Genomic DNA, 10,466 nt, shown 5'->3' with positions numbered 1-10,466 from the left:
GCACGGGGGCGGACAGGCGGTGGTGACGGTGTGTCCGCCGGCCGGAGCCCGCGGATGCCCGGCCGTGCCTGCCGGACACACCGTCGGGTGGGTGCCGGCCGAACGCTGTGCCGGCCGGGTTCGGGCGGGCGGCGCGGCCCGCCCGTCGGTCAGCGTGCCTCGGCCAGCAGGTCGGACAGCCGCTGGACGCCCGTGACCAGGTCCTCGTCGCCGAGCGCGTAGGACAGCCGGGTGTAGCCCGGGGTCCCGAACGCCTCACCCGGCACGATCGCCACCCCCGCTTCCTCGAGGATGAGTGAGGCCAGTTCCGCCGAGGTGGCCGGGGTCTTCCCCCGCAGCGTGCGGTCGAGGACGCCGGCCACCGACGCGTAGCAGTAGAACGCCCCGTCGGGCAGCGGGCAGACCACCCCGGGCGTGCTGGAGAGCATCCGGTGCATGGTCAGCCGTCGCCGGTCGAAGGCCTTGCGCATCTCCACGACAGCGTCCAGCGGCCCGGTCACCGCTGCCAGCGCCGCGGCCTGCGCGACATTGGAGACATTGGACGTGGCGTGGGACTGCAGGTTGGTGGCGGCCTGCACCACGTCCGGCGGGCCGATCAGCCAGCCGACCCGCCAGCCGGTCATGGCGTAGGTCTTGGCCACCCCGTTGACCACGATGGTGCGGTCGGCGATCTCCGGCACCTCGACCGGCAGGGAGGCGAACCGGGCGTCGCCGTACACCAGATGCTCGTAGATCTCGTCGGCGATCACCCACAGGCCGGCGTCGGCCGCCCAGCGCCCGATCGCCCGGACCTCTTCGGGGGTGTGTACCGCCCCGGTGGGGTTGGACGGCGAACAGAACAGCAGCACCTTGGTGCGGGGGGTGCGGGCCGCCTCCAGCTGCTCGACCGTCACCCGGTAGCCCTGTTCCGGGGTGGTGACGACGTCCACCGGGACGCCGCCGGCGAGCCGGATCGACTCCGGATAGGTCGTCCAGTAGGGAGCGGGCAGCAGGACCTCGTCACCGGGGTCGAGCAGGGCGGCGAACGCCTGGTAGACCGCCTGCTTGCCGCCGTTGGTGATGATCACAGAGCTGGCGGGGACGTCGAAACCGGAGTCGCGGCGGGTCTTGTCCGCCACCGCCTCCCGGAGCTCGGGCAGGCCGGCGGCGGGTGTGTACCGGTGCATCTTCGGGTCGCTACAGGCCTTCTCGGCGGCTGCGACGACGTGGTCGGGGGTGGGGAAGTCCGGTTCGCCGGCACCAAAGCCGATCACGTCCCGGCCGGCTGCACGCAGCGCCTTCGCGGTCGCGTCCACGGCGAGCGTCGCGGAGGGGGCGATGCTGCCGATGCGGTGAGAGATCCGGGTCATGACCGTCATGCTGCCACGTATCAGGGGTTGGCCGCCCGATCATTGCCGGAGCCGTTCGGATTCCACGGGACGCCACAAGGGTCGGTGTGCGGGCGGTCCGGCAGCGGTTTCGGTCGGTATCCGCCTCGTCTGGAGGAAGACCTTCGGCACCCATCCTCCGTCTGGCCCCCGGTTCCGCACCCGGCTCGGTGCCGGCTTCGTGCCGGTTCTGCACCGGTTCCGCAGGGATGCGGGACGTCGAATCCGCGTCACAGGATCGCTCCCCGGCGGGCATCCGCGGATCCCCGCCGGGGCCGGGGCCGGGCGGCCAGGTAAGCGGGCCTGCGTAGGAGTATGGTGGACGCGCTTGGGCTGTCGTCCCGGTATGTAGTGCTGCTGATGGTCATCAGGGATGGTCATCAAGATTGATCTCTTGATGGATTCGATCTTGTTCGGCGGCTGCTGCTCCGAGGACGACCGCAGTGCAAAGGGGCGTGGCTCAATTGGTAGAGCACCGGTCTCCAAAACCGGCGGTTGCAGGTTCGAGTCCTGTCGCCCCTGCGGTATCCGACGACCAGGTAGGTGGAGTGAGTGGCGACCGACACACGTGACGCGGCACCGCGGGCCGGCCGGCCGAGCAGGCCCGCGGGCCGGCGTCGCACGACGCCACTGCGGTTCTACCGCGAGGTTGTCGCCGAGCTTCGGAAGGTCGTCTATCCGGGCCGGAGCGAGCTGGTCACTTATGTGATCGTCGTGCTCGTGTTCTGCTCGATCACGGTGGCCTTCGTCGCGTCGTTGGACTTCGGTCTCACCAAGGCGGTGTTGGCCATCTTCGGTTGATGTGACCGGATTCCGCGGATTCATGTCGCCCCGAGGCCCACACAGCTCACAGAGCACGGTCATAGAGAGAAGGAACGTCCGCGTGTCCCAGTTTCCCGAGCACGTCTCCTCCGAACAGGGGGAGGCCCTCGACGGTCTCGATCCGCTGGCGGCACTGGCGCGCGACGAGGTGGCGAGTACGGAGGCCGGCGCTCTGCCGCAGGCTGGCGAGAGCGGCGACGGCACCACGGGCACCGACACGTCTCCCGGCTACCTCGCGACGGACCAGGCGGACGTGACCGGCCCGGCAGGCGCGGACCAGCCCGCTGCCGACGACGAGGACGACGCCGAGGACATCCGGCAGGCCTTGGAGGACGCTCCGGGCGAGTGGTACGTCATACATTCGTATGCCGGATACGAGAACAAGGTCAAGACGAACCTTGAGACCCGGATCTCCAGCCTCAACATGGAGGACTACATCTTCCAGATCGAGGTGCCGACCGAGGAGGTCCCGGTCATCAAGAACGGCAAGCGGCAACTGGTGCAGCAGAAGAAGTACCCCGGCTACATCTACGTGCGGATGGACCTCACCGACCAGTCGTGGTCGGCGGTCCGCAACACCCCGGGCGTGACCGGCTTCGTGGGGCTGACCAACAAGCCGTCGCCGTTGCGCACGGAGGAGGTCCTCTCGATCCTCGCGCCGCCGGCGCCACGCGAGAAGAAGGTCGAGACGGTCCGGGTACAGGAGTTCGAGGTCGGGGAGTCGGTGACCGTCATGGACGGCCCGTTCGCGACCCTGCCGGCCACCATCAGCGAGATCAACCTCGACGCACAGCGGCTCAAGGTGCTGGTGTCCATCTTCGGCCGCGAGACGCCGGTCGAACTTCAGTTCAACCAGGTCGCGAAGATCTGAACCCGCCCCACCAGCAGCAACTCGCAGCAGCAACTCGGAGAGAAACGACACCATGCCTCCCAAGAAGAAGATCGCCGCCATCATCAAGCTCCAGATCAATGCCGGTGTGGCGACGCCGGCGCCTCCGGTGGGGCCGGCACTCGGCCAGCACGGCGTGAACATCATGGAGTTCTGCAAGCAGTACAACGCCGCCACCGAGTCCCAGCGGGGGAACGTGGTGCCGGTCGAGATCACCGTGTACGACGACCGCTCGTTCACCTTCGTCACCAAGACACCGCCGGCGGCGCGGCTGATCCTCAAGGCCGCCGGGGTGGAGAAGGGCAGCGGCGTTCCGCACCGGACGAAGGTCGCCAACCTGACCGCCGAGCAGGTCCGTCAGATCGCCCAGACCAAACTGCCGGACCTCAACGCCACCACCCTGGAAGCCGCCGAGAAGATCATCGCTGGGACCGCCCGGTCGATGGGCATCACCGTCAGCGGGTGACGACCAGTCCGGCCGCGAGGTTGCGACGGCCGTGACCGCGACAACTGTGGGAGGGCGCCCGATCACGCCCGACCCGTCCTGGAAGGTGCCTGCAACCAGGATGGGCGGGTGGTGCAGCGGCTCCGGCCCGTCATCACCACGAGGAGACACACATGACGAAGCGCAGCAAGGCGTACCGGGCCGCGATCGAGAAGATCGAGCCGGACCGCCTGTACACCCCGCTGGAAGCCGTCCAGTTGGCCCGTGAGACCTCCACGACCAAGTACGCCGCCACCGTCGAGGTCGCGCTGCGTCTCGGGGTGGATCCGCGCAAGGCCGACCAGATGGTCCGGGGAACCGTGAACCTGCCGCACGGCACTGGGAAGTCCCCGCGGGTGGCGGTCTTCGCCGCCGGGGAGAAGGCAGCCGAGGCCACCGCCGCCGGTGCCGACATCGTCGGCAGCGACGATCTCGTGCAGCGGATCCAGGAGGGCTTCCTCGACTTCGACGCGACCGTCGCGACCCCCGACCAGATGGCCAAGGTCGGCCGCATCGCCCGCATCCTGGGGCCGCGCGGGCTCATGCCCAACCCCAAGACCGGCACGGTCACCCTCGACATCGCCAAGGCCGTCCGCGACATCAAGGGCGGAAAGATTAATTTTCGGGTCGACAAGCAGGGCAACCTGCACATCGTCATCGGGAAGACGGCCTTCACCGACGAGCAGCTGATCGAGAACTACAGCGTCGCACTGGACGAGATCGTCCGGGTCAAGCCGGCCGCGGCCAAGGGCCGCTACCTGAAGAAGATCACTTTCACGACCACGATGGGCCCCGGAATTCTGGTCGACCCGGGTCGTACCCGCAACCTCCTCGAGGACGTCGTCGCCTGATCCAGGCGGTACCGGCTTCGGTCGGTACCGGCCCTCGCGGGCCGCGGTCGGACGGGGTGCGCAGGGCGCTCCCTGGCCGGCCGCGGTTTCCAGGCCGTGTACCATTTTGATGCGAAGGCCGAAAGCGGAACGATCATATTTTTCGTATCGCGGTAGGCCCGAGTATCCTGCCCACTGAGAACCAACTGTTCACTGAGAACCAAACCGAAGACCGCTGGTCGTCGTCCCCTCGTGGGGCGGCCGAAGGTTCCGGAGCCACCGGACGGCCCGCGCAGGTGAGGGAGCATTGTCCGGGGTCGGCATCGTTGTGCTCCGGTCGGTACGCCCCGCGCGCCTGCGCCGGGGCGTTCGTCGTCTGCGGCACCTTTCGGACGACTGGCCAGACCCCATGAAGGAGCCCGATGGCGAAGCCGGAAAAGGTCGCCGCGGTAACGGAGATCGCAGACTCGTTCCGGGGCGCGTCCGCGGCGGTGCTGACCGAGTATCGCGGGCTGACGGTGAGCCAGCTCACCGAACTGCGCCGTTCGCTCGGCGAGGGCACACAGTACGCGGTGGTCAAGAACACCCTCACCAAGATTGCCGCTGGGCAGGCCGGCGTCAACGGCCTGGACGATCTGCTGGTCGGCCCCACCGCGGTCGCGTTCGTCACTGGCGACCCGGTCGAGGCGGCCAAGGGCCTGCGTGACTTCGCCCGAGCCAACCCGGCTCTGGTGGTCAAGGGCGGCGTCGTCGAGGGCAGGCCGGTGTCGGCGGACGACATCCGCAAGCTGGCCGATCTCGAGTCGCGCGAGGTGTTGCTCGCCAAGCTCGCAGGTGCGCTCAACGGTTCGCTGGCCAAGGCGGTCGGCCTGTTCGCGGCGCCGTTGTCCCAGACGGCCCGCCTGGCCGAGGCGCTGCGGGCCAAGCGGGAGGCGGAGGCGTCCGCGGTTCCCGAGCCGGCGGCCGACGCGTCCCCGGCCGAAGCGGGCGCCTAGCGCACCGGCCGCCCGTGGCCCGACACGTCCTGCTACCCGGTCAGCTGGCCGGTAGCCGATGTCGACGGGCGCCGGCCGTCCCGGTCCCCGGGATCCGTGAACCAGGCAGTCCGAAGTAGCCCCAAGTAACAACAAGTAGCCACAGGTAACCCGACGGGCGGTAGTCGCGGCGCTTTCGGCCCGCTGACGCGGTACGCCCGACCGGACTTTCTGATCCATCACGATGAAAGGACCGCCATCATGACGAAGCTGTCGACCGACGAGTTGCTGGACGCGTTCAAGGAAATGACGCTGCTGGAGCTGTCGGAGTTCGTGAAGCAGTTCGAGGACACCTTCGGTGTGACCGCGGCCGCGCCGGTCGCGGTTGCCGCGCCGAGCGCCGCGGGGTCGGCCGCCGAGGCGCCGGCCGTCGAGGAACAGGACGAGTTCGACGTCATCCTCGAGTCCGTCGGCGACAAGAAGATCCAGGTCATCAAGGAGGTCCGCGCGCTGACCAGCCTCGGGCTGAAGGAGGCCAAGGACCTCGTCGACGGAGCGCCCAAGCCGGTGCTGGAGAAGGCGACCAAGGAAGCCGCGGAGAAGGCCAAGGCCGCCCTGGAGGGCGCCGGCGCCACGGTCACCGTCAAGTAACCATGACACCGCGGGCCGTTGCTCTCTCCCTCCGTGGAGACGAGAGGGCAACGGCCCGCGTCGTTGGCTCAGACCGTCCTGACGCTTCAGACTGCCCTGGTGGGTCAGGCTGTCTCGACAACAAAGCCGAGGCTGCCGGTGCCCGTCGAACGGGCTGCCGAGCGTCTGCCCGAGCCGGCCGCCACCGGGCCGGTCGTCGCGGCTGTCGGCCCGGTCGCGGGCGGACGGATCGGGTGGGGGAGCCTCGCTGCGCCGCCTCGCGGCCGGACGGCCTGCCCGGGCGCGCGGGCCGCTCACGCAGGCCCGGCCGGGGCGTGCCGCGGACTTCCTCGCGCTCATTACCTCGCAACCGGTTGACGACCTTACCCGGGACGGAGTTCCATCATCTCCGAGGCGGTGACCCAGACCCGTCGGACGGCGTCGGTCAGCTGGCATCGGCTGACCAGCTTCCGTCGGGCGGCCCCCGTCGGCCAGCCTCGAGCTCAGCCTTGCGGCCAGCCTTGTCAGCAGTGCAGCCATCGGCTACACTGCTCGTTTGGGCTGTCCTTTCGTCGTGCGCTCACTGCTCCTCGAGGTATGCGACGGTGCCAGCCCGCGTACGGCTTCAGTCCCTGTGCAGCCGCGTCCACCGGGCGCGACCGTCCAGACAGACGTCACGACCGAGGTAACCCGAGCGAGACCGTTGATCGCAATCCGCCACCGAAGCGCCGCCACGTCACCAGTACAGGACGACCATCCCACGCGGAGGTCCCCGTCCGAAAGCTGTCGTGACGGACTACTCGCTGACGCCCGTGTCGCGTCTGCCTGCATTCGTGAGTCACCCGTGCACCCTGTTGGACTACCCCCGCCGACAGTCACCACAACCGTAGCGAGACACTGATCACCCGACCACCCCTCCGTCGGATTGTTCTCGAGCAGGCCGAAGGCGACGCGATCATGAATCCTCCCGTGTTGCCGGAGGCCGTATCAAGGAAGCCGCAGCGCCACCAGCCCGACGATCAGGCCACCGGAAGGACCACCTTGGCCGCCTCGCCTACCTCCTCCCGCATCTCGTTCGCAAAGATCATCGAGCCTCTCGAGGTCCCCGATCTTCTCGCCCTGCAGACCCAGTCCTTCGACTGGCTGATCGGCAGTGATGCGTGGGCGGAACGGGTCCAGGAAGCCATCGACGCCGGTCGTGACGACGTACCCGTCACGTCGGGTCTCGAAGAGGTCTTCGAGGAGATATCCCCGATCGAGGACTTCTCCGGTTCGATGTCACTGTCGTTCCGGGACCACCGTTTCGAACCGCCGAAGTACTCCGTCGAGGAGTGCAAGGACAAGGATATGACCTACTCGGCCCCGATGTTCGTGACGGCCGAGTTCACCAACAACACCACTGGTGAGATCAAGAGCCAGACGGTTTTCATGGGTGATTTCCCGCTCATGACCCCGAAGGGCACGTTCGTCATAAACGGGACCGAGCGGGTCGTCGTCAGTCAGCTGGTGCGTTCCCCCGGGGTGTACTTCGAGAAGACCATCGACAAGGTCTCCGACAAGGATCTGTTCTCCTGCAAGGTGATTCCGTCCCGGGGTGCCTGGCTGGAGTTCGAGGTCGACAAGCGGGACACCGTCGGCGTCCGTATCGACCGCAAGCGCCGCCAGTCCGTGACCGTGCTGCTCAAGGCGCTCGGCTGGGACGAGGCGCGCATTCTGGAGCGGTTCGGTGATTTCCCGTCGATGCGGGTGACCCTGGAGAAGGACCACACCTCCAGCCAGGACGACGCGCTGCTCGACATCTACCGCAAGCTGCGCCCGGGCGAGCCGCCGACCCGCGAGTCCGCGCAGACGCTGCTGGAGAACCTCTTCTTCAACCCGAAGCGCTACGACCTGGCCAAGGTCGGCCGCTACAAGGTGAACAAGAAGCTCGAGGTGGACGTCCCGCACGACGTCGGAGTGCTCACCGAGGACGACATCGTCCGCACGATCGAGTACGTCGTCCAGCTGCACGCCGGCAGGGACTCGTCCTACGACGTGGACGACATCGACCACTTCGGCAACCGGCGGCTGCGCACGGTCGGTGAGCTGATCCAGAACCAGGTGCGCCTGGGCCTGGCCCGGATGGAGCGGGTCGTCCGGGAGCGGATGACCACCCAGGACGTCGAGGCGATCACGCCGCAGACGCTGATCAACATCCGGCCGGTGGTCGCCTCCATCAAGGAGTTCTTCGGCACCAGCCAGCTCTCCCAGTTCATGGACCAGACCAACCCGCTGGCGGGCCTCACCCACAAGCGGCGCCTGTCCGCGCTCGGCCCGGGCGGTCTCTCCCGGGAGCGGGCCGGCTTCGAGGTCCGGGACGTCCACCCCAGCCACTACGGCCGGATGTGCCCGATCGAGACGCCGGAAGGGCCGAACATCGGTCTGATCGGCTCGCTGTCGACATTCGCGCGGGTCAACCCGTTCGGCTTCGTCGAGACGCCCTACCGCAAGGTCGTGGCCGGGCGGGTCACCGACCAGATCGACTACCTCACCGCGGACGAGGAGGACAGGCACGTCATCGCGCAGGCGAACGCGCCGCTGAGCTCCGACGGGTCGTTCGCCGAGCACCGGGTCCTGGTCCGCCGCAAGGGCGGCGAGGTCGAGTTCATCCCGCCCGACGAGGTCGACTACATGGACGTCTCGCCGCGGCAGATGGTGTCGGTCGCCACCGCGATGATCCCCTTCCTCGAGCACGACGACGCCAACCGGGCCCTGATGGGCTCGAACATGCAGCGTCAGTCCGTCCCACTGCTGCGCAGTGAGGCGCCGCTGGTCGGCACCGGCATGGAAGCCCGCGCGGCCAAGGACGCCGGCGACGTCGTCGTCTGCGCGCAGGCCGGCGTGGTCGAGGACCTCTCCGCCGACTACATCACCGTCATGCACGACGACGGCACCCGGCGCACCTACCGGATGGCGAAGTTCCGCCGGTCCAACCAGGGCACCTGCATCAACCAGAAGCCCATCGTGGACGAGGGGGACCGGGTCGAGGCGGGCCAGGTCATCGCGGACGGCCCCTGCACGGACAACGGCGAGATGGCGCTGGGCAAGAACCTGTTGGTCGCCTTCATGCCGTGGGAGGGCCACAACTACGAGGACGCGATCATCCTCTCCCAGCGGCTGGTCCAGGACGACGTGCTGTCCTCGATCCACATCGAGGAGCACGAGGTCGACGCCCGGGACACCAAGCTCGGGCCCGAGGAGATCACCCGGGACATCCCCAACGTCGCCGAGGAGGTCCTCGCCGACCTCGACGAGCGCGGCATCATCCGTATCGGCGCCGAGGTCTCGCCCGGTGACGTGCTGGTCGGGAAGGTCACGCCCAAGGGCGAGACCGAGCTGACTCCGGAGGAGCGGCTGCTGCGTGCGATCTTCGGTGAGAAGGCCCGGGAGGTCCGCGACACCTCGCTGAAGGTGCCGCACGGGGAGTCTGGCAAGGTCATCGGGGTCCGGGTGTTCTCCCGGGAGGACGGCGACGAGCTGCCACCCGGCGTCAACGAACTGGTCCGGGTGTACGTCGCCCAGAAGCGCAAGATCACCGATGGTGACAAGCTCGCCGGGCGGCACGGGAACAAGGGCGTCATCGCGAAGATCCTCCCGGCCGAGGACATGCCCTTCCTCTCCGACGGCACCCCGGTGGACGTCGTGCTCAACCCGCACGGTGTGCCCCGCCGGATGAACATCGGCCAGATCCTGGAGACCCACCTCGGCTGGGTGGCCAAGACCGGATGGCAGGTCGACGGCGGTGCCGAGGGCTGGAAGGAGCGGCTGCGCGGCATCCGGGCGGACCAGGCGCCGCCGAACACCAACGTGGCCACGCCGGTCTTCGACGGCGCCCGTGAGGAGGAAATCACCGGCCTGCTCGCCTCGACGCTGCCCAACCGGGACGGCGTCCAGCTCATCGGGGCCAGCGGCAAGGCCGAGCTCTTCGACGGCCGGACCGGCGAGCCCTACCCGTACCCGGTGGCGGTCGGTTACATCTACATCCTCAAGTTGCTGCACCTGGTCGACGACAAGATCCACGCTCGTTCGACCGGCCCCTACTCGATGATCACCCAGCAGCCGCTGGGTGGTAAGGCGCAGTTCGGTGGGCAGCGTTTCGGCGAGATGGAGGTGTGGGCGCTGGAGGCCTACGGTGCCGCCTACGCCCTGCAGGAACTGCTCACCATCAAGTCGGACGACGTCCTCGGGCGCGTCAAGGTCTACGAGGCCATCGTCAAGGGCGAGAACATTCCCGAACCCGGTATCCCGGAGTCCTTCAAGGTGCTCATCAAGGAAATGCAGTCGCTGTGCCTGAACGTCGAGGTTCTCTCCAGCGACGGCGTTTCCATCGAAATGCGTGACACCGACGAGGACGTCTTCCGCGCCGCGGAGGAACTCGGTATTGACCTGTCCCGGCGGGAGCCGAGCAGCGTTGAGGAGGTCTGACGAGTA

Annotated in this window: 8 protein-coding genes and 1 tRNA gene; 8 read left to right on the top strand and 1 reads right to left on the bottom strand. The window is 68.1% G+C overall.

Features of this window, described 5'->3' with window-relative positions:
* Window positions 1-149: 149 nt before the first annotated feature.
* On the bottom strand, window positions 150-1,358 hold the full coding sequence (locus CM1CMNOD_RS18590) for a pyridoxal phosphate-dependent aminotransferase (RefSeq protein ID WP_013875129.1): 1,209 nt from the start codon (window positions 1,356-1,358) through the stop codon (window positions 150-152).
* Window positions 1,359-1,816: 458 nt separating this feature from the next.
* Between CM1CMNOD_RS18590 and CM1CMNOD_RS18585 the strand changes: the two genes are divergently transcribed.
* From CM1CMNOD_RS18585 to rpoB, 8 genes are all read left to right on the top strand, one after another.
* A tRNA-Trp gene (locus CM1CMNOD_RS18585) sits at window positions 1,817-1,889 on the top strand.
* A 30-nt stretch (window positions 1,890-1,919) separates the two neighbouring features.
* Window positions 1,920-2,168 (top strand): preprotein translocase subunit SecE, encoded by a 249-nt coding sequence (gene secE / locus CM1CMNOD_RS18580; protein ID WP_013875128.1) that lies wholly within the window; start codon window positions 1,920-1,922, stop codon window positions 2,166-2,168.
* A gap of 82 nt (window positions 2,169-2,250) precedes the next feature.
* Window positions 2,251-3,060 carry a transcription termination/antitermination protein NusG gene (gene nusG, locus CM1CMNOD_RS18575; protein WP_013875127.1) on the top strand — a complete coding sequence of 270 codons (810 nt, stop codon included), beginning with the start codon at window positions 2,251-2,253 and terminating at the stop codon, window positions 3,058-3,060.
* Between the two features lie 52 nt (window positions 3,061-3,112).
* Complete coding sequence (rplK, locus tag CM1CMNOD_RS18570; protein WP_013875126.1) at window positions 3,113-3,544, top strand: 50S ribosomal protein L11; 432 nt, start codon at window positions 3,113-3,115, stop codon at window positions 3,542-3,544.
* 152 nt (window positions 3,545-3,696) lie between these two features.
* Window positions 3,697-4,413 (top strand): 50S ribosomal protein L1, encoded by a 717-nt coding sequence (gene rplA / locus CM1CMNOD_RS18565; protein ID WP_013875125.1) that lies wholly within the window; start codon window positions 3,697-3,699, stop codon window positions 4,411-4,413.
* Window positions 4,414-4,814: 401 nt separating this feature from the next.
* A complete protein-coding gene (rplJ, locus tag CM1CMNOD_RS18560) occupies window positions 4,815-5,387 on the top strand; it encodes a 50S ribosomal protein L10 (protein ID WP_013875124.1) in 573 nt (190 codons plus the stop codon).
* Window positions 5,388-5,627: 240 nt separating this feature from the next.
* Window positions 5,628-6,017 carry a 50S ribosomal protein L7/L12 gene (rplL, locus tag CM1CMNOD_RS18555; RefSeq protein WP_013875123.1) on the top strand — a complete coding sequence of 130 codons (390 nt, stop codon included), beginning with the start codon at window positions 5,628-5,630 and terminating at the stop codon, window positions 6,015-6,017.
* Window positions 6,018-7,037: 1,020 nt separating this feature from the next.
* On the top strand, window positions 7,038-10,460 hold the full coding sequence (gene rpoB / locus CM1CMNOD_RS18550; RefSeq protein ID WP_013875122.1) for a DNA-directed RNA polymerase subunit beta: 3,423 nt from the start codon (window positions 7,038-7,040) through the stop codon (window positions 10,458-10,460).
* Window positions 10,461-10,466: the final 6 nt, after the last annotated feature.

The organism is Protofrankia symbiont of Coriaria myrtifolia (genome assembly GCF_900634755.1).
GTDB lineage: Bacteria > Actinomycetota > Actinomycetes > Frankiales > Frankiaceae > Protofrankia > Protofrankia coriariae.
Note: the sequence above shows the minus strand (reverse complement) of the source record. Positions and strands in the feature narration are given on the sequence as shown.

Bases quoted from the DNA above. Each gene is read 5' to 3' on its own strand.
- CM1CMNOD_RS18590 (WP_013875129.1), bottom strand. From the start codon at position 1,358: ATGACGGTCATGACCCGGATCTCTCACCGCATCGGCAGCATCGCCCCC.
- rplK (WP_013875126.1), top strand. From the start codon at position 3,113: ATGCCTCCCAAGAAGAAGATCGCCGCCATCATCAAGCTCCAGATCAAT.
- rplA (WP_013875125.1), top strand. From the start codon at position 3,697: ATGACGAAGCGCAGCAAGGCGTACCGGGCCGCGATCGAGAAGATCGAG.
- rplJ (WP_013875124.1), top strand. From the start codon at position 4,815: ATGGCGAAGCCGGAAAAGGTCGCCGCGGTAACGGAGATCGCAGACTCG.
- rplL (WP_013875123.1), top strand. From the start codon at position 5,628: ATGACGAAGCTGTCGACCGACGAGTTGCTGGACGCGTTCAAGGAAATG.